This window comes from Adonisia turfae CCMR0081 (assembly GCF_011009555.1).
In the GTDB taxonomy this organism is placed as follows: Bacteria; Cyanobacteriota; Cyanobacteriia; order Phormidesmidales; family Phormidesmidaceae; genus Leptothoe; species Leptothoe turfae.
The window spans coordinates 313,236-333,304 of sequence record NZ_QXHD01000003.1 but is presented as its reverse complement, the minus strand read 5'-3'; the positions used below and the strand labels follow the sequence as shown (position 1 = coordinate 333,304).

The following is a 20,069-nucleotide window of genomic DNA, read 5'->3' as shown; positions in this document are numbered from 1 at the left end:
TAACAACAGCTGGAACAACACAATTACAGCATTGCCAACCGCTCTCTCAGCAGTTTTGCCTGGGTCTCTGCTTCAACCAGAGAGTCCCGAGCTTCCTGAACCACATGGGCAGGAGCCTTAGCGACAAAGCCCTGATTACTCAAACGACCATTGATGGACTTAATTTCCCCTTCCACCTTAGCCAGAGACTTCTCGATCTTTTGCTTCAGCGCATCCACATCCACCAGACCCGTCAGCGGAATCAGCACCTGCACAGTACCAAATACACCGGCAAACATCTGTCGAGTGTCTCTGATGCCTACAAGCTTCTGTGTGAGTTCTGCATCATATTCTGGCGCACTCTCATCCTTGCTAAAGGTACCGACCACTTCATCCCAGAGACCAACTGTGTTATCCCAAAGCTGTCGACGGTTGGCCGCTTTTAGCAGATAGCGACCACCAAACCAAGCCGTGTAACCCACACCAATCATCTGGAAAAATCGACCAACGAATGGCACTGTATTGATGCCAGAAATCACAGCTGCCGCCAATCTCAACCCCAGAGCACTTAACCCCAGAAACAGTAGAACAGATGCAGGCTTTTTAGCGGCTTTGTATGCCTGTCCCATATAGCCGAGGGGATGCTTTAGAAGAGTTTGCACTGCATCTATACCATCCGCCCAGTCAATTTCTGGTAGTTCACCAGACTCAGATTTCTCGGAATCGTTAGAGGTATCTGGCGATGTTGCTTCACCAGCAGTTTCTGCCACCGCTAAGGTCTTTGCTGTCAACGTGGTGCTACCAATTGTTAGCGTCTCAACCTTGGCCGCATCCTTGAGATACACCTGAGTTGCATTCAGAATACGGACTTCATTGGCATCATCGGTTTTAAGAATCGCTTCAATTTTGGCCGAAGGTTTGACACCTGCAGCAGCCCGCAAGTTACGAATGGTGCGAATAGTACCAATTAGTAGGTCAAAGTCTTTCTCCAACTCAGCATCCACTAGCTCAGGTCGCACGGTGGGGTAGGGCTGCACCGCCAGATAACTATCCTCACCCGTCTGAGTCAGTGTATGCCAAACCTCTTCAGTGATGTGGGGTGTAAACGGATGCAACAGCTTGAGAATACCGTCAAGAACAAAGGCTAGCGTCTGTTGTGCCACCAGCTTTGAATCCTCATCTTTTCCATAAAGACGGGGTTTCACCAACTCAATGTACCAGTCACAAAAGTCTCCCCAGGTAAACTCATACAGCACCTTGGCAGCTTCACCCATGCCATATTTGTCGAGATACTCTCGGGTATCTGTAATGGTCTGGTTAAACTTAGAGAGAATCCATTTATCTGATAATTCTAACTTGGTAGGTTCAGGCTCACCCAAATCCGCTGGAGTTTTGCCCCCCAGATTCATCATCACAAACCGAGAGGCATTCCACAGTTTATTGGTGAAGTTTCGAGACGCCTCCACCGAAGATGACTCATCAGTCTTGCGATTATAGTCCAGGCGAATATCTTGACCCGCGCCAGCCACCTCACGAATCAGGGTGTATCGCAGAGCGTCGGTGCCGTACTTATTGATCAACACCAGCGGATCGATGCCGTTGCCCTTGGACTTGGACATCTTCTGGTTTTTTTCATCCCGCACCAGACCATGGATATACACCGTTTCAAAGGGCATGGTGTCGGTAAAGTGTCCCGCCATCATCGTCATACGGGCCACCCAGAAGAAGATAATGTCAAACCCGGTGACCAGGGTGGTGGTGGGGTAGTAAGCCTGGAAGTCCTTGGCATTTTCATCGGGCCAGCCCATGGTTGAGAAAGGCCACAGACCGGAGGAGAACCAGGTATCAAGAACATCGGGATCTTGCTTTAGCTGCACGCCTTCGCCAAACTGTTCAATTGCTTTAGCGCGAGCTTCTGCTTCTGACTCAGCGACAAAAAATGGTGTGGTGTCGGTAATTTCACCATTGGTTTGACTCACAGCATACCAGGCAGGAATCTGGTGCCCCCACCATAGCTGCCGCGAGATACACCAATCGCGCAGATTTACCAGCCAATCACGGTATACCTTGGTCCAACGCTCAGGAACAAACCGGGGAGACTGATGATTATCCAGCGCATTCAGAGCGTTATCGGCCAGGGGACGAATTTTGACAAACCACTGGGTAGATAGCAGCGGTTCGACCGGCACCTTGCCGCGATCGCTATAGGGAACGCTATGCTTATAGTCTTCTATACGCACTAGCGCATCCACGTCATCCAAAGCCGCAACAACTTGCTGACGCGCTTCAAACCGATCAAGGCCTTCAAAGCGGCCTGCGTTTTCATTCATCGACCCATCTTTATGCATGATGGTGATCATGGGCAGATTGTGGCGCTCACCCATGGCAAAGTCATTGGGATCATGGGCCGGTGTCACTTTGACACAGCCGGTCCCAAATTCTTTGTCCACATAGTTGTCAGCAATAATTGGAATCTCACGACCTACCAACGGTAACGTTAGCGTCTTACCCACCATCTCTTGATAGCGCTCATCCTCCGGGTTAACCGCTACTGCCGTATCACCCAGCATGGTTTCGGGACGTGTGGTAGCAACTTCCACATGGCCAGACCCATCGGTCAATGGATAGCGGAAATGCCAGAGATTACCATCTACTTCTTTGTTTTCAACCTCAACATCGGACACCGCTGACTGACTGGCAGGGCACCAGTTAACCATATAGTTGCCGCGATAAATCAGTCCTTCTTCGTAGAGCTTAGTAAACGCTTGTAATACAGCCTTTGATAGGCCTTCATCCATAGTGAACCGCTCACGGGTCCAGTCTACCGATACACCTAACTTGCGCAGTTGGTTAACAATGGTGCCGCCAGACTCTTCTTTCCATTGCCAGGCCCGCTCTAAAAACTTTTCACGGCCTACATCTTCACGGTTTTTGCCCTGAGCTTTCAGTTCTTTTTCAAGAATGGTCTGCACCGCAATACTGGCATGGTCGGTTCCTGGCAACCACAGGGTATTACGCCCATTCATTCGCTGGTAGCGTACCAGGGTGTCAATTAATGCATTCTCAAAGGCATGACCCATGTGTAGGCTACCAGTGACATTCGGTGGTGGAATCACCACACAAAATGGATCGCCACCATGGTCTGGATCGGCCTTAAATACAGCATTGTCTTCCCAAGCGGACTGCCACTTGGATTCGGTCTGGGAAGGATCGTACTGGCTCGATAAATTAGGGGCGGTCATTTCCTTAGGGGTACCTTGAGCGCGATATTAATGACTAACTAACCAATGTTAGGCCATAACCGGAAAGTGTCGCAGGACTGGTGCTGTATCGGCTTGAAATTTTGGGAAATAGGGAATGGGGAGTGGGCAATGGGGGGAAATTTCAAGCTTGGCAATAGTCGTTTTCTTAAAACAAACGGGGGTAGCAATGCTACCCCCGAAGGCTTCTTTATCTAAGGATTTCACCTAGGCAGTAGGCTGCTCCCTACTGCTTATGCCCTATTTCCCTTTAAAGACTAAAGCTGCTCTTCCAACTCAGGTGTGCCTACCACACCACCTTGCTGGGTGCCAATGGCTTCCTGCTGACGCTGACGAAAATCAGCAGCGGCTTCGTCAATATCGCGATCGGTTTTTTGGCTAAACTCACCCTGACTTAGACCATCGGCGCGACGAGCATTGCTTAGCAGGTCAGTCAAACTAACACCGCTACCACCGAACACTTCATTATTATCAGAATCACCGCTTAAATCCTCAAACCCACCATTGGATTGAGCTAGTGCTGGAACGGTTGCAAAACCTAGGATCAAACCTAGACCTATTACAGAAGCGAATACATTTTTAAGGATGCTTGCCATAGGAAAGGTTACTGTGAGTTTATTTGCTATGCATTATGCCCATAGTTTAGCAAGACTATTTAGGGTTGATATACCTGTAGGCAATTTTTTTAATTGGCTAACTGGGCTAATGCTCTAGTGGGGGATCCGAAAGGCTAAAAATTGGTAGCATCAACCCCCAAATAATGGCAGCCAACCTCAATCCAGCGACTATTGTCATCCCCACCAGAGCGGCCCAGGTCTGCACCATACCCAACCTTTGTAACGCCAGATAAACCATAATGCCGACGATGGCAGCGGTTGCGTAAATTCGACCTCGCCTCAAAATCACTGGAATATTCACCAACAGTACATCCCGCAGAACGCCACCAGCAGCACCGGTAATTGTGCCCATGACGATCACGAGTAAGGCTGCCAGGTTGCCCTGTTCGGCAATTTGGGCACCGCTAATGGAAAATAAGGCAAGTCCAAAGGCATCGGCGACTAGCAAGGATTTATGGGGAGGACTAAAAAATTTGGTATAGACCACCGTCAGCAACGCTGATCCTAAAATTACAGATAGATACACTGGCCTTTCGATCCAAAAGACCGGATGCCGATCTAGTAAAATATCCCGTACAGTCCCGCCACCAATGGCTGTGACCACTGCAATCACGACCACACCTAGCAAATCCAGGTGCTTGCGTCCCGCTGCTAAGGCTCCACTGATGGCGAAGACAGCAACACCCACTAAATCTAGAATATGCAGAATCACTGTCTATACCAAGCTTAGGCAATACGGCGATTAATCAATGGATACGCCAACGCTAGGGCACCACTACAAAAAACGGCCAGCAGCAAAATGGACGTACCCATGGAAATATCACCCCAGGGAGCCTGCATGACGATGTTGCTAAAGCTCCAGTTATTGTGGAGATAAAGGTAACGAATGGGCTCAATGGCATAGCTGAGGGGGTTTAGGCTGGCGATGATGCTGAGCCAGCGGGGCATAAATGATAGGGGCACTAATGCTGTACTTGCAAACAGCAGCGGCAAATTAGTCACAAAGATAACGGCGATCAGCTCAATGTGCCCCGGTAACGCAAATGCCAGCCCTAGACTAAAGGCGGTTACGCCCAGCACCAGCATTAAAATAATGGCCACCATCAGCCCTAAACCAGCAACACTGGGCAACCCCGCACCGAGAAATGTACTGAGGCCAACAATGGCAGCGGTTTGCACCATGCTCATGGCGGCGATAAACAGCGCTGAGGCAATCACGATGGAAAATCGAGACACCAGTGGAGCCACTAGCAACCGGTTCAAAAAGCCAAACTCTCGGTCGAACATCACTGGCAATCCAGCATTTAGTGCCCCACCAAAAGCCGTAAATACGATGATGCCAGCTCCAATGAACTGTCCGTAGTTAACACTATCGCCAAACAATCCCTGGGGCACGTTTTGGAACAACGCACCAAACAGAATCAGCCACATCAAAGGCTGGATAATGCCAGCCGCCAGTGTAGAGGGTCGGCGCTGTAGCTGAATAAATAGGCGCTTGGTTAGAGCTAAGGTTTCTTGGATAAATTCGCTGAGGCCAGGGGCTGCGATCGCATCATCTTTCCACTGCTGTAGCTGACTGTTTTGAATACTGGAACTGCTCATCTATCTATAGCTATAAGTTCTAAATTTTGAGGTTTGAGTTATCTGTCTGGATGTATGAGGTCAGAGTAGCGAATTTTGAGCCTAAGCGTGAGTATCCTTTTACTTGGACTATACCTACATGGGATAGATCCAACTCAAAATTAAAAACTCAAAACTACCCGCTAACGTTTCATATTTTGCTGTTTCATTTCCTTTTTCATATCCCGCTTACTAGCAGCGGCCATTTGCGCATCCATAATGGTGCGCCCCGTTGCCGCCAGGTACACATCGTCCAGGCTAGGCTGCGACTGGGCAATGCCAAAGGTGGGTAAACCTGCCTCTTTGAGGGCTTTTTGCACTGTCATTAGAGCATCGGCCTCAGACTCTACCACCAGATTTAGGGAATTCCCTTGGGCGCTATTGACGATCACCTCTTGCACCACAGGCAATTCCTGAAGCATCTGACTGGCCTGTTCTGCCTCATTCAAAGGAGTAAACTCCCGGATGCGTAGAGTAATGCGCTCACCACCGACTTTAGACTTAAGCTCGGCAGGGGTACCGGAGCTGATCACCTGACCCTGATCGATAATGGCGACTCGATTTGCCAGGGCGTCAACCTCTTCTAAATAATGGCTAGTAATTAAAATCGTTGTACCCGCTGCCTGTAGCTGGCGCAAAAATCGCCATACCGCTGAGCGGCTTTCGATATCTAGACCCACTGTCGGTTCATCTAAAACTAATACATCCGGCTGATGCAGCAAACCAGCAGCTAAGTCCAGACGCTTTTTTAACCCACCGGAATAGGTGCCCGTTTTCTGATCAGCCCAGTCGGTTAACTCCAGCAACTCAACCATCTGGTCAATGCGGGATTTGGCCAGTTTAGTGGGCAGATGATAAATTGCCGCCTGCAACTCCAGCAGCTCTCGACCGGTCAGGACCTTATCTAGAGCAACTTCTTGAGCGATATAGCCCAGTCGCTGTCGCACCCGCCGTGGATCCTGGATAACTGATATCCCCATCACTTCCAGATTGCCAGCATCGGGCAATGCCAGGGTACACAGACAGCGAATCGTCGTTGTTTTACCGGCACCATTGGGGCCAAGTAAACCAAAGATTTCTCCAGGTTCAATCTGTAGCGATACATCCTTCAACGCTAAGACATCGCCATAGCGTTTTTGAAGGCTTTCAATGACAACTGCAGGCGGCTGCGACATCCTAAACCTCACGTAGGTGCCCTTTGGGGCTGACGAATCACACTACATTGTAATTGTGATTCGTAGCCTAGGGTATCAGCTTGAGTTGGGAAATCTTGGCCAGGTGAGGCCGAGTGTCCTGTAGAGGATCACAGTCATCCCGAGGATCAGCAATGCCGATCAGCTAATGAAAGTGCCACCCAAAAAACCGACCAGGGCTTGCACCGTGTACCGTGTTACAGGCAGGCTATCCACCACCATAGCTGCTGACAATAGCATCATGTAGAAGATGGAATATTTGAAGACACCTCGAGCCAAGTCGCGATCGCAAGGGCACTGCTTTAAATCATAGGCTTTTTGTAGAAATAACCCACCCAGCAATAGTGCCAGCAGACCATATAGCCAACCGCAAGCTTCCGTCGGACACACCATGAGTAACGTCACGGGCACCAAAAGAATGGTGTAGAGCCAAATTTGCTTAGCAGTCTCTTCATTACCTACAATCACTGGCAACATGGGCACATTCACCTTGGCATAGTCATCTTTAATCAGTATGGCCAGTGCCCAAAAGTGAGGGGGTGTCCATACAAACACGATGGCAAAGAAGATCCAGGCGGCCCAGCCTATATGGCCAGTAACCGCAGCCCAGCCAACCATGGGAGGAATCGCCCCGGCAGCACCACCAATAACAATATTTTGGGGTGAAGACCGCTTTAACCAGTGGGTATACACACCGATGTAAACAACAATACCGGCCATCGCCAAACAGGCCGCCAGCAGATTGGCAAATCCAGCCAATAGGGTAAAAGATGACAGCGCGAGTAGCCCTGCAAAAATCAGTGCATCCCGTACTTGAATCCGCCCGGAAGGAATTGGGCGATCGCGAGTACGTTCCATATCGTAATCAATGTCGCGATCATATACACAGTTGATGACCTGAGCAGATGCTGCTGCCAGCCAACCGCCGATCAGTGTGACTAACACCAGCAGTAAGTTTGGATGCCCCTGCGCGGCCACCCACATACTAGCCGCTGTTTCAATCAACAGTAGAGGAATGATGCGAGGTTTTGTGAGCTGATAATAACTGCGAAAGACTTGATTAATGTTCTCGTGGTGAACCTGAGAAGCAATATTGGAGGGCTGCATAAGGGATCAAAAAAGAGTATGAAGGAGTCCGTAGGAGAAAGGAGACGTTAATCTGGAAAATACTGGCTGAGGACAAGTCTGCAAGATCGATGCATCCCCTAAATCAGCAACAGCATCAATATCTTAGTTTTGAGTTATTTGTTGACGATCTATTTGTTGACGATCAGTGTTGACACCAAAAGCGTCGCGTAAAAAATCTGACCGCGTACCACTCAAAATACTCAGTCAGCTGAGAAGAGCAAAGCTCAAAAAAAACTAAGACTTAATTAACAAGGGGCCGCTTTCAAAGAATCTATCCCTTATGGAGAGGACAGTAAAACAAACTAAGGTGCCTAATAAACCAGCACCTACGGCTTGATGACAGACCGTTAGGGTCTCAACCTGCAGATGAAGTCGGAAGGTGGCAAGGCCGAGAATGAGCTGGAGAATCAGGAGCCCAAAAGCAAGTTGAGCTTGCGATCTCAACACATTATCCAAAGCAGGCGTGCGCCAGACAAAAACAGCCAATAAAATTACTGCCAGGCTAGCAGGAATTATGCCAATCAGGTGGGCGTTGACAACATTACATAACTCCGCCAACCCAAAACATTGATGGGCCGCCCAGCGGGAACCAACCAAACCACCTAACAAGCTTTGAGCATAAACGAATACCACCGCTAGGCCGCTCAGCCAGGATAATTTACCAGCAGTTCCCTTAGCCTGATAGGGCAAAAGTGCCATTCCCATGGCCAACAGAGTGCAAAACACCAAAAGTGCAGTCCCTAAATGGGCGGTAACAATATCAAACCGCAACAACTGTGTCACCGTAAGACCACCTAAAACACCTTGGAAAATAACTAGAAAAAGAACAAAACAAGCTGCCCAAGGTACCCAATTTGGCAAGGATTCACGCCACCGCATAGCGAGTACTACTAAACCAATGGCCATCAGGCCAATCAGCGAAGCATCCAGGCGATGAAACCATTCTAGAAATACTTGTAAATTCATCTGTTGGCTAGGCACAATTTGCCCATAGCACAGTGGCCAGTCTGGGCAGGCTAACCCTGCATTCATCACACGAGTAGCACTGCCAATGGCCATCAATATTAGAGTTGCTATAGCCATTTTCCACACCCAGCGGCGCAGATAACGCACTGGATCAAACCCAGAGACACTGTCTGCATGGAGAGCGGATAACGAGGAATGAGCCATGAATCTAAAAACTCTCTTAAGAAATTGAGAAGTTGAAACCGATTAACAGAAACACTTCTCTACAGAGTAGAAAATTTTTTTACCTTCGATGAAATACATTTAGCATTTCTTCTCGTTTGGTGTGATTTATAAAATTTCCTTAAAATGATAACGTCTTCTCCATCAGGCAAAAACTCCAGAAACACTTGTTATTCAGGGCTTTTAGCCACATTGACATACACAAAGACAAAAAGAATCTGAAGAAAATCCTTAAATAGCTAAAATCAACTTTACAAAGACTGTCATTTACGAAGAGATAGCGTTACCTTGAGGGGAGTTTTAGAAAATCCTTTCTATCCGTCTTTTGAATTCTATTGATATTGCTCTACGATTCACCCCAATAACCCCATGAACGTTACGTTCAGTTACAGGTTAATGAATTGATACAGCTTACTACCTGAGGCCGACAATTTGTCGAGAATACCCTATCTTAGGTAGCTGCACTTTAGAACAAGTAGATTTTCTTGTGTCCAAAGAAAAATAAGCGTCCTTAATCTGTTTTCTCCACTCCATCGTTAACCCATTCTATTTTTATACAACGGACCACCCCACAGGAGAGTGTTCAAATCGTGAACGGTATTCCTACTTCTATTGTCACCATGCTGATCGGCGTTGCCGTTACGCTGATCAGTCTTTGGTACGGTCAAAACCACGGTTTGATGCCTGTAGCCGCATCCACCGAAGCCAGTGAGGTCGATCAGTTATTTAACTTAATGATGACCATTGGTACCGGGCTGTTTCTCATTGTTGAGGGTGCCCTGGTGATTTCCTTGATTCGATTTCGTCGTAAGAAAGGGGATGAAACCGACGGTCCTCACATTGAGGGCAACATTCCCCTGGAGATTCTTTGGACGGCGATCCCAGCCATTATTGTGTTAGGTCTCTCGGTATATAGCTTTGAAATTTATACCGAGATGGGCGGTCTCAATTTAATGGAGCATCATTCCTCTAAGGCAGTCCAGCTTGCCTACGCATCATCGAATGAAGATACATCCAGCTATCCCATGGTGGCAGCGTCTGGTTTGGGTAAACCGCCTGCTCCCGGTGAATTAGCTGAAGATACCCTCAATATTGATGTACTGGGCCTGCAGTTTGCATTTGTCATGACGTACCCTGACACTGGCATTGTGGATGGTGAGGTCCATGTTCCCGTTGGCAAATTGGTAAAGCTAAATCTCAAAGCTCAGGATGTGATTCATGCGTTCTGGCTGCCGGAGTTTCGCATTAAGCAAGACATGATTCCGGGGAAGAAAACAACTTTGGTGTTTAAGGCAACACGAGAGGGTACGTACCCGGTTGTCTGTGCTGAACTATGTGGCTCTTACCATGGCGGCATGCGCACCCAAATGATCGTTCATTCTCCTGAAGAGTATGACGAATGGGTACAGAAACGTATTGCTAGTGGATCCATCGACCTTTCAACAGCCATTGCAGCCGCCAGCCAAAAACCAGCTGAAACCGACACTGAGTATTTGGCTCACTTTAAAGATTCTCTGCATATGCCAGCGGAGCCTATGCCCCATTCCCACATGGATATGGCGTTGATGCCTTAGGGGTTGGCATTGCCCACCCCCCATCCTTAGAACGTTCCTTTTCTTTTTCCAATTCTTCCTTGACGATTCACATGGCACAAGCAGAGGCTGTAAAAACACCTGATCCCTCACCGTCTCCTCAACAACCTTTGGGTAATGAGCGTAAGTGGACTCACTTTTTTACCTTTAGTACCGATCACAAGGTCATTGGTATTCAGTATTTGGTGACGTCTTTTGTGTTTTACCTGATCGGTGGAGCGCTGGCGACGGTGATTCGTACGGAGTTGGCCACACCGGCCCCGGATTTTATTACTCCTGAGACCTATAACGGGGTGCTGACGCTCCACGGCACCATTATGTTGTTTTTGTGGATTGTGCCAGCGGGAGCCGGACTTGCTAACTATTTGATTCCGTTGATGATCGGGGCCAAAGACATGGCCTTTCCCCGAATTAATGCGATCGCATTTTGGCTGATCCCCCCCTCCGGCATCATGTTAGTGGCCAGCTTCTTTTTCGAACCGGCCCAGGCTGGCTGGACATCTTATCCCCCACTGAGTCTCTCCAATGGCATGTTGGGCCAGGGCATATGGATTATGAGTATCCTCATCGGTGGAACCGCATCGATTTTGGGTGCGCTCAACTTCCTGGTCACCATTTTGAAAATGCGAGTGCCCAGTATGCCGCTGCTCAAAATGCCGTTGTTTTGCTGGGCCATGATTGCTACGTCCTTGCTGATTTTGATCAGTACACCGGTTTTGGCAGGCGCATTGATTCTGCTTATGTTTGACCTGGTGGCTGGGACCGCATTCTTTAACCCCACAGGCGGGGGCGATCCCGTTGTTTATCAGCACATGTTCTGGTTCTACTCCCACCCAGCGGTATACATCTTTGTACTACCTCTGTTTGGAGCGATTTCCGATGTGCTACCAGTCCATGCGCGTAAGCCCATCTTTGGCTATCGTGCCATTGCCTACTCCAGTTTGGTGATTAGCTTCTTGGGTCTGATTGTGTGGGCCCACCACATGTTCACCAGCGGTACTCCACCCTGGTTGCGCATGTTCTTTATGATCACCACCATGGCCATTGCGGTACCAACGGGTATTAAGGTCTTTGGTTGGACTGCCACACTGTGGCGAGGCAAGATTGCCTATACCAGTGCCATGCTGTTTGCCATTGGCTTTATTGCCATCTTTGTGATTGGCGGTATTAGCGGTGTAATGCTGGCGGCGGTGCCTTTTGATATTCACGTTCATGACACCTACTTCGTCGTAGCACACTTCCACTACGTTCTGTTTGGGGCATCCATCTTTGGTATCTACATGGCCCTATACCATTGGTTTCCCAAGATGACTGGGCGGATGTTGAATGAATTTTGGGGCAAGGTGCACTTTATCCTGACCTTTGTCGGCATGAACCTCACCTTTATGCCCATGCACCAGCTGGGGCTACAGGGCATGAACCGACGTGTCGCCCTGTATGATCCCGAGTTTACAGACCTGAATGTGTTGGCCACTATTGGTGCCTACCTGATGGCAGTATCTACGGTGCCCTTTATCATCAATGCTATCTGGAGCTGGCACTGGGGTGAAAAAGCGCCGACCAACCCTTGGCGGGCACTGACGTTAGAGTGGCAAACACTATCACCTCCGGCCCATGAAAACTTTGAAGGGGTACCTGAACTCAAAACCGGTCCCTATGACTATGGTCTGGGTTACATTCCGGTGAAAGACGATCCTGACATTTACGAAGAAGCGATCGCAGCGGCAGTGGCCCATGCGCACTAATGGATAACTTTCCCCTCCCAGGAGGGGATGATTTTAGAAAAGATTTAGTTTAGATGGATTCTTCTTTGTTACTCTCCTCCTATGCAAAGCTCAGCTGTTAACCAAGCCGATACTGTTGTCGTCGACCATAGTGATCACGCCCATGATGAACATCCCGATTTACGAATGTTCGGTGTGCTTGTCTTCCTCTGTGCCGAGAGCATGATCTTTCTCGGTCTGTTTATCGCTTACCTCAGCTTTCGGTTGATGGCCCCAGCCTGGCCCCCAGAAGGAACCGAAGGTTTAGAGCTACTACTACCGGGGATCAACACCATCATTTTGATTTCCAGTAGTTTTGTGATTCACAACGCTGACACAGCCATTAAGCAAAACAATGTCAGTGCCATGCGTAAGTGGTTTGCGATCACGGCTTTAATGGGAGCCGTCTTCCTGGGTGGACAAATCTATGAGTACACCCATCTAGAGTTTGGACTAACGACCAATATTTTTGCCAGTACCTTCTATGTATTGACTGGGTTTCACGGTTTGCACGTATTGTTTGGCTTACTGATGATGTTGGCGGTATTATTCCGTTCTCGAAAGGCGGCCCACTACTCCTATGAAAATCACTTTGGCATCGAGGCGACAGAACTTTACTGGCACTTTGTTGATGTCATTTGGATTATCTTGTTTGCCCTGCTATACCTGTGGCGCTAGCTAAAACCTGTGGCGCTAGCTAAATTTTTAGAATTCACAGCAAATCCCTGGTAGATAGCCTATCCATCAGGGATTTGCTGTAAAGCCGATTGTGTTAACTACCCTTCTGGCTGAAACCCGTCCTTGGTCATGACCCCAAGGGAAAGGAGTTCATACCCCGTTCTAGTATCGGGATTGATGCTAACCCTAAGTAAACGCACAGCATCATTGGTATTACTATCGATGGCCTGTTGAACGCCTTGCCGTGTGGGCGACTGCTTAAGCCCCGTAATCACTGCCTGAGTCAGATTGTAGCTGGCAGAGGTGCTCCAATCTGTTGATTTTTCCCAAAGGTCTTGGGTTGGTTCGCTAAAGGGAGATGCAGCACTTTGATAAAGGGCCTCTGGCACCGCCAAAATAGTCCCGGTAGCCATTGACCCAAATAGATTTAAGACCTCTGGGCTAAAGAGCTCATGTCCACCAAAAACGTGACGATAAAAATGGTCAACCTGATCGTTAGGGATAATTTCAATGGATTCCGTTGCAGTTTTGAGGGGACTATCTCCTGGTGATAGAACAAAGATTTCTGCCGTTGGTGTTTCAGTGGGGGGACTAGCGGATAATTCAGCCAGGTTCACCTCAGCTGTCATCGTGCCTTGATTAGCCTGAAGAGCCTTTTCAAAATTAGATTTAAAGGCAAGGCTGGAGTCACTATTGCCATCGTAGAAAAGAATGGCAGTGCGGTGGTTTAGCCTTGCCATGTAAAACGCTAAGGCATCTGCAATGGGCAAATCGTTGGCCAGTAGTTGCTTAATGGCCGGGCTGGCACCTGCACTGGTGGAGACAAAGGGCAGAGCACTGGCCGTGTAAATCTCCGATGTAGCATTGGCAGTTTCTGTCGTATTGTGACCAAGCACACCCACAACATCGGGGAATTCGCTGAGATCAGTGGCAATTTGCTGAGCGATCGCAACATCTTCTTGATCATCAGCCAAGAAAATCCGCAGCGATTTCCCTTGAATGCCACCGGCCTGATTGATTTCTGTCTGAGCCTGGGCCACCCCCCGCAACAGGCTTGAAGCTGTTGTGGGATCTGACTTAAGTGGGACAACAATAGCTAAACCATAGGCCTCTTGCTCACCAATGCGAGCATTGTTCAGGTAAACCAATGTTTCCGGGTCAGAAACATCTGCTCTACGTGCACGTTCAAAGGCCGTAACGGCAGCACCGTAGTCTCCAGAAGCGATGGCTGCCGCCCCTTCCTGCTTAATGGGCAGCGCCGACGTGGCCAGCAAAATTTGCTCACCTTGACTCAGCTGGCTGGGAAACCCTTTCGACGCGTCTGACTCAGCTGGCTCAAGCTGGGCTTCTTCAGACGGCGTCTGCGCAGTGCCATCGCTTAGACCTAATTCACCGCGACTAATCCACGTAAGTCCTAAGAAAGCAGCACCCAGGATACCCGTTGCCACTAAAAATACCTTGATACTAAATAGATCCTGGCCTGTTTCCGTTTTCCGGAAATCACCTCCACCGTCGGGTGTCATAGCAATATAAGTGGGGATAGATAGTCATGAATGTTCAACTATTTTTTTGCAGATGAATTAACTCATAAACAAGGTCAATACAAGGCAACATACACGAAAAGTTTTGCGTTTTTAACACACCATACAGTTTATTCATATGGGCAAATTACCGAAACACCTAGAACCATTAGAAAGTTGAGATAGGTAATAACAAGTACACCTCCTTTTCATGAATACCGGTCATCTCGTGTTATTCAGGCATATTGATAGCATGGTCTCCCAGGAGCATAGCTGATGGCGTCAAGCCTCACGGTGTATTGAACCGAACAATCAGTGTGGCTAAGCCGCCAGCTAATATCCCCCAGAATGCGGAACCGATGCCAAAGAGGCTGAGGCCTGATGCTGTAACCAGGAAGGTGACCAGGGCGGGTTCGCGTTCTTTTTCCTGGGTTAAGGCGCTGACTAATCCTTTACCGATGGTCCCAAGGAGGGCCAGCCCTGCGATCGCAACTACCAGCTCGCCAGGCAGCGCTGAAAAAATACCCACCACTGTGGCCCCAAATAGACCTATCAAAATATAAAGCACCCCAACAGTCACCGCCGCAACGTAGCGTTTATCCGGGTCTTCATGGGCCTCTCGTCCCATGGAAATGGCCGCCGTAATGGCCGCCAGGTTAATGGCAAAAGCACCAAAGGGGGCCAGTATCAATGACGCCATCCCACTCCAGCTAATCAGGGGAGACGTGGGCACCTGATAGCCAAAAGCGCGAATTGTGGCCACTCCCGGCACATTCTGTGAAGCCATGGTGACAATAAATAGGGGCAGGGCAATGCCAACCAGGGCGTTAATCGAAAATTTTGGTGCAATAAAAACCGGTCGAGCCCACTGTAGCTGCACAGTCTCCAGTTGCAATAATCCTTGAGCACCCGCCAGCAAGATCCCTAAAACCAAAGCAGCAATCACAGCGTAGCGCGGACTATAGCGCCGCATGATCAGATAAGCGATAAACATGGCAAACACCATTAAAAACTGGGTTTGCATCGCGGTAAAAACATTCAGGCCAAACTGCAAAAGCACTCCCGCTAACATGGCTGACGCCAGGGACAGGGGCAGGCGATCCATCAGCCGCTCAAACCAGCCAGTAAAGCCAAATAGAGCAATCAGCCCAGCGGAGATAATAAAGGCTCCCGTAGCTTCTGCCAGGGTGACATCGGCGGTGGTGGTCACCAGCATGGCCGCACCCGGTGTAGACCAGGCCATCACGATGGGGGCACGATAGCGCAGGGAGAGAATAATGCCAGTCAACCCCATGCCCCAGCCCAAGGCCCACAGCCAGGAGCCGATTTCAGTCGAGTTTGCCCCTAACGCCTGTGCAGCTTGGAAAACGATCACGGCGGCACTGGTAAAGCCCACCAGGATGCTAACAAAGCCTGAAATCACCGCAGATAGTGAGAAATCTTTGAAGAAGGTCATGATATCCCTAGATGCACGACTGGCTTCCAGGTTAAAAATGACTACCCCCAACCGTATTGGACGGAATTGCCCTTTTGATATTGCCCAGGGGTGACACCGTAGGTTTTCTTAAAGGCGCGGTTGAGGTGGCTTTGGTCATAGAAACCATGGTCGGTTGCGATCTCAGTCAGCGATCCGCCATTCCGTAGCGCTCGCTTTGCCTGAATCAGTCGCCAGTGACGCTGATACTGATGGGGCGCACAGCCCACCTGCTGACGAAAACAACGAATCAAATAATAGGAACTCAGGTTCACTAACTGAGCTAGCTTATCCAGGGAGACATTGTCGGCATAGTGAGCTTCAAGGTAGGTGCGCACATGGGCAACCGCTGTTGATTCTGGTTGGACAGGCCTAACAATAAATGAATTTTCTGCATTGAGCTGGAAGAGTTTTGACAACAGTTCTAGTAGCAGAGACTGTTGTTTGAGCTGAGAACTTGGTGTTGTTAAACAGTGAAACAGCTCATAAAAAATGGGCTGTACAGAGGGCGCTTTGACGATCGGTGCTTTGAAGTAAGGGATGTCATGTCCTGGCCAGTCCAACTGGGTTAAGAGCTGTTCGATTTGCGAAAACTCCACATAGATATTGCGAAAACCCCAGCCTTCCGTTGAAGCAACCTGCCCTGTGTGAATATCACCTGGATTAATCAAATTAAAACTACCAGAACCCAGAATACGATTTTCACCATGGTGTAGGCAGCAGCCTTGACCACTTTCATTAAAGCCAATGGTATAGGCCTCATGAAAATGTTTACCAAATCGATGCTGGTGAAGTTGGGCTTCAAACAGCTCAACACCTGGCAGGTCTGTTTTCCAAAGACGTGCTGAGTCAGTTTGTGTGCTCATTTTCCGAAACCTGAGCAACGGGAACAAATTTTTGTTGAGCTGACTGTTGAATGGCTACCATAGCTAACCTCCAGCGGTTAAGAAGAAGACTTTAATTGAGCAAAATGTTCCATTAATGATCGATGAGTAAAGATATAACCACCTCCCACTTTTTGCAGAAAAGCTAATTTGACAGCACTGTCAAGAAATCGGGCGTAGTTCCAAGGCATACACCCATGCCAATAAAACACGAGGCGTAAACTGAGGTGAACAATACAAGCAGTTCCCCCCATTAATAGCCCAAGCCATAGGCCAAAAAACATCCCTAAATCTGGGAAAACGGTGAACCATTGACTCAACAGGTGAACTCCAGGAACAAAGACAGCCGAAAGTATTAGTACTGTTGTTAATGCTGTTTTGAGCGATCGCCAAACACCTTGGTTGGGAATAGTACGGGTTTCAATCTTAGCGCCTGTCCGCAAGCTGATTAAAAGTCCAACCACGAAACTGCCAAGCATTGCGAGGAGTAGGCCTTCAATGGGGTTATCTCCCAAAATATTTGTTAAACCCTGTATCACCCCAAATGGGATGACACCAATTAAGGTGAAGATTAAATATTTTTTTGCGTTTGCCCAAGACCACCTCAGCGCTTCGATAGGTTTGACAAAACTCAATCCCAAGGTTCCTCCTGAGTACCAATCTAAACCTCCGACAAAGAGTGCTGTTAGTCCTGCAGTTGTTATAATTGCCCATACTTTTGCAGAAATGCTTATCGGTTGGGAGGATGGAAGATTCGTGACAACTCCAACTATTGTTCCAAACTTCAAACCTGTCATCAATCCAGTCCACAGACTACCAGCTAATTGATGCAAAAATGCTTGTTTTGGGTTGAAATTCACCCGTTCAGTTGCCAGTACAAGCCACACTAAAGGGATATTGAAAAAGCTATATAGAGCCCCAGCTATGAGCCCAATCAAGAGCGAATGCTGTCCAATACTAAAGGTAATAATTAGTCCCCATGCAAGTCCCATCAGCAGAGAACTTAAAATACTGTATAGCCACCGTTGCCAGTTAGTTGGCAACCAGTTGTAATCAAGCCACTCAATGAGAAAAATAGTTTGGGAAGACTTAACTAACTGTTGAGCCAACCAACTCAGCCAAACCATTGTTTGGGCGTAAGAATAATGCGAATCTTTCCCTCTACGTTTTAACATGCGATCAATATAAGTGTTGAACACTTGTTTTCTATGAGCTTCTACACTCATTTGAGGAAAATCTTCTGGCGCAATGCCTTCATAGGCCAAGATCAAAATGTTGAGCATAAGTGGCGATCTTGCCAGCTCTTGTAGGGCCTCATCTGCTTTTAGAATTTGCTGTAGTCCGGAGAGGTCAGCCCTCAGGTGGCTAAGATACTCATTAGTCTGAGTAGGCTGTAGCGGTTTTATATAAATAGCCTGTTGCACTGTGAGACGCTGGGAAAGTGCCTCATAGTCTTGAATGCGACTACAAATCACGGTTTCTGTACCCTGGGTACGCTGAAACTTGTTTAGGGCAAAGACACAAGCATCGCGGCGATCGGCTCTTACTTCATCTAGACCATCCAGTAACAACAGAATCTCTTTGTTTTTTATCCAGATTTGACCGGTGACCTTGGGAATCTGATATTTCGAGTTTAGTTCTGCTATTAGCCAATCCGCGATGGATTGTTTCCCATTCCAGGAGGAAAGGTTAAATACCACTGGCATGGGATGATTGACATCCTGTTCTGCTCGGGTCAATAAATCTCGGGTTAATTGCAATAGAGTAATGGTTTTACCTGAACCAGGCTCTCCTAAAATCAGCAGGGTACAGTTAGGACCTAGCTCATCAAAAATATCGATAATTTGGCTATTGGCAGGCAGAGCGTGCTGATTAGCCTCCACCATACCTAGGACAATGTTAAATGGATCGGCCAGATCTATTCGTTCCTCTAGTCCTAAATTAATCAGCACCTGATGGTGAAGCGAATGCTCTAAGACACCTTTGATCCAATAGCTTTTGACTTTATTGAGCAGGGCGTTGCGATCGCGATATGCTTTTTTTGAAAGTGCTGTTGAGGGCTGCCTCAGGGGTAAACTCGGTGCCCGTTTCAACTGAATCAAGACGGGAGCTACAGGCTCGGCTACCCCTGCAGATTCTGCATGGATAGATACATCTCGATAAATCACAATGGGCTCAACGGCAATCGCCGCCATGCCAAACTCATAGGCTTCTGCCAGGGAGCGACCATAGCCCAGGGCATCATAAAATCCCACCGCAAACTGAATGGCAATAACATCGCCAATGGCCTGATTCATGCCAATCACATAGGGAACATGCTGGGCAATGGCCAATGCCTGTACTTGGGAATAACAGGCATTGAGCACCACACACTCTACACTCGGACAAAGTTTAAACAATTGAACCAGCACGGTCGCTGCCACAGGCTCTGCATGCCCCATTTCATTTTCTAAAATGAGGCCCAATTCACCTGCCCCATGGCCAGAAAAATGAACGATTTGTGGAGCATATTCCAGTAAAGCTCGCCTCAAATCCTTGGTACGCACGGCCCATTGAGTAATAACTTCAAAAGCATTCCTGCCTGTTGATAGTTTGAGCCCCTCTTGAATATCCCGAATTTCTTCATCTAGCCGTAATCGACTGGTGTCTTTAGGATTAGCCGCCAGAAAAAGAATTTTACGGGATGTTGGCTTCAGAGCCATGGGTTATTGGAAGAAATATATATAACTAGCCTCTAAAGGTAGGATACGTTGAGATTCTGGCTATTTACGGATTTCGATAGATTACGTTGCACAGGTCCGTACTACATTGACTATCATTCATTCTCTCAAGAAGATTAATTTTGTTCATTTAACTCTCAGCTGGATCTTAACCAAGTATGCGGTGAGACTCAGACGAGCTTTCTATCTTAAAAACTGTCAGAGGTGATAACCCGTTGGTTAACACCTTGCATTGCATCGAGGTTTTTGAAATGAAACGCTTCTTCTTATCCACACTAACAGTTTTGATGTCCATGGGGGCAGTGGCTAGCGCGGCCAGTGCTGCCCAGGTAGGTCTTGGCAACCCCATTGCCGATCTAAACGAAGATGGTAGGGTCACCCTCCACGAAGTGGTTACCTACAATCGCGATCAGAGGGATAAAAGTTAAAAAAACAAAATTACATCGGGTTATC

At 48.1% G+C, this 20,069-nt stretch carries 15 protein-coding genes; 4 read left to right on the top strand and 11 right to left on the bottom strand.

What is annotated here, in order from left to right:
• Nucleotides 1-23: 23 nt before the first annotated feature.
• The 7 genes from DXZ20_RS02180 to DXZ20_RS02150 all read right to left on the bottom strand — a co-directional run bounded on the left by DXZ20_RS02180 (nt 24) and on the right by DXZ20_RS02150 (nt 8,967).
• Nucleotides 24-3,221 (bottom strand): valine--tRNA ligase, encoded by a 3,198-nt coding sequence (locus DXZ20_RS02180; protein ID WP_163696156.1) that lies wholly within the window; start codon nt 3,219-3,221, stop codon nt 24-26.
• Between the two features lie 275 nt (nt 3,222-3,496).
• Nucleotides 3,497-3,835 (bottom strand): hypothetical protein, encoded by a 339-nt coding sequence (locus tag DXZ20_RS02175; protein ID WP_163696154.1) that lies wholly within the window; start codon nt 3,833-3,835, stop codon nt 3,497-3,499.
• Between the two features lie 106 nt (nt 3,836-3,941).
• Nucleotides 3,942-4,568: a TRIC cation channel family protein gene (locus DXZ20_RS02170; protein WP_163669443.1), complete on the bottom strand. Its 627-nt coding sequence runs from the start codon at nt 4,566-4,568 to the stop codon at nt 3,942-3,944.
• A 14-nt stretch (nt 4,569-4,582) separates the two neighbouring features.
• A complete protein-coding gene (locus DXZ20_RS02165; protein WP_163696152.1) occupies nt 4,583-5,458 on the bottom strand; it encodes an ABC transporter permease in 876 nt (291 codons plus the stop codon).
• A gap of 161 nt (nt 5,459-5,619) precedes the next feature.
• Entirely contained in the window at nt 5,620-6,651 is a 1,032-nt protein-coding gene (locus DXZ20_RS02160; protein ID WP_163696150.1) for an ABC transporter ATP-binding protein, read from the bottom strand.
• Nucleotides 6,652-6,810: 159 nt separating this feature from the next.
• Nucleotides 6,811-7,776: a heme o synthase gene (locus tag DXZ20_RS02155; protein WP_163696148.1), complete on the bottom strand. Its 966-nt coding sequence runs from the start codon at nt 7,774-7,776 to the stop codon at nt 6,811-6,813.
• A gap of 255 nt (nt 7,777-8,031) precedes the next feature.
• Entirely contained in the window at nt 8,032-8,967 is a 936-nt protein-coding gene (locus DXZ20_RS02150) for a COX15/CtaA family protein (protein ID WP_163696145.1), read from the bottom strand.
• Between the two features lie 638 nt (nt 8,968-9,605).
• On the opposite strand from DXZ20_RS02150, the gene DXZ20_RS02145 reads away from it, so the two are divergent.
• The 3 genes from DXZ20_RS02145 to DXZ20_RS02135 all read left to right on the top strand — a co-directional run bounded on the left by DXZ20_RS02145 (nt 9,606) and on the right by DXZ20_RS02135 (nt 13,018).
• Nucleotides 9,606-10,559: a cytochrome c oxidase subunit II gene (locus DXZ20_RS02145; RefSeq protein ID WP_250565432.1), complete on the top strand. Its 954-nt coding sequence runs from the start codon at nt 9,606-9,608 to the stop codon at nt 10,557-10,559.
• A gap of 71 nt (nt 10,560-10,630) precedes the next feature.
• Nucleotides 10,631-12,322, top strand: a complete 1,692-nt coding sequence (gene ctaD / locus DXZ20_RS02140; protein ID WP_163696143.1) for a cytochrome c oxidase subunit I — start codon at nt 10,631-10,633, stop codon at nt 12,320-12,322.
• A gap of 81 nt (nt 12,323-12,403) precedes the next feature.
• Complete coding sequence (locus DXZ20_RS02135) at nt 12,404-13,018, top strand: cytochrome c oxidase subunit 3 (protein WP_163669430.1); 615 nt, start codon at nt 12,404-12,406, stop codon at nt 13,016-13,018.
• A 98-nt stretch (nt 13,019-13,116) separates the two neighbouring features.
• Here DXZ20_RS02135 and DXZ20_RS02130 read toward each other — a convergent pair whose 3' ends face one another.
• From DXZ20_RS02130 to DXZ20_RS02115, 4 genes are all read right to left on the bottom strand, one after another.
• Nucleotides 13,117-14,541: an ABC transporter substrate-binding protein gene (locus tag DXZ20_RS02130; RefSeq protein WP_163696141.1), complete on the bottom strand. Its 1,425-nt coding sequence runs from the start codon at nt 14,539-14,541 to the stop codon at nt 13,117-13,119.
• Nucleotides 14,542-14,827: 286 nt separating this feature from the next.
• Nucleotides 14,828-15,994 carry a benzoate/H(+) symporter BenE family transporter gene (locus DXZ20_RS02125; RefSeq protein ID WP_163696139.1) on the bottom strand — a complete coding sequence of 389 codons (1,167 nt, stop codon included), beginning with the start codon at nt 15,992-15,994 and terminating at the stop codon, nt 14,828-14,830.
• A gap of 41 nt (nt 15,995-16,035) precedes the next feature.
• Entirely contained in the window at nt 16,036-16,878 is an 843-nt protein-coding gene (locus DXZ20_RS02120) for a helix-turn-helix domain-containing protein (protein WP_163696136.1), read from the bottom strand.
• A 77-nt stretch (nt 16,879-16,955) separates the two neighbouring features.
• On the bottom strand, nt 16,956-19,598 hold the full coding sequence (locus tag DXZ20_RS02115; protein WP_163696134.1) for an NACHT domain-containing protein: 2,643 nt from the start codon (nt 19,596-19,598) through the stop codon (nt 16,956-16,958).
• A 269-nt stretch (nt 19,599-19,867) separates the two neighbouring features.
• Between DXZ20_RS02115 and DXZ20_RS02110 the strand changes: the two genes are divergently transcribed.
• Nucleotides 19,868-20,044, top strand: coding sequence for a hypothetical protein (locus DXZ20_RS02110; protein WP_163696132.1), 177 nt, complete (start codon nt 19,868-19,870; stop codon nt 20,042-20,044).
• Nucleotides 20,045-20,069 lie beyond the last annotated feature (25 nt).